The 243-nt window shown below is 64.6% G+C and carries 1 protein-coding gene; it reads right to left on the bottom strand.

Features of this window, described 5'->3' with window-relative positions; all coding sequences use genetic code 11:
• Window positions 1-216 (bottom strand): hypothetical protein (locus KVT36_RS32010; RefSeq protein ID WP_217607482.1); only part of this gene is annotated, 216 nt, incomplete at its 3' end.
• Window positions 217-243: the final 27 nt, after the last annotated feature.

Genomic DNA, 243 nt, shown 5'->3' with positions numbered 1-243 from the left:
GAGTACCCCGGTAGGGCTGCTGTGCCAGGGAGGCCGTAAGGGTTGTCCCGGCGCCCATGGCAGGGAAGAAAGCCGCAGGCCTGCATCGTTATTGGTAGAGGATGCCTGCACCACAAAAAAGTTATCAGATCCGGCAGGCGGCAGCCGGGCGGTACCGCGGGGCGGCCCGCGGGGGGTAGCAGCTTTTCTACCCAGGTTGTCTATACGATCCTGCACTCCGCGTGGGGGGGTTCCCAATCCGCG

The sequence above is a fragment of the Chitinophaga sp. GbtcB8 genome (assembly GCF_019091455.1).
Lineage (GTDB): Bacteria > Bacteroidota > Bacteroidia > Chitinophagales > Chitinophagaceae > Chitinophaga.
This window is presented reverse-complemented; position numbering and strand designations above follow the sequence as displayed.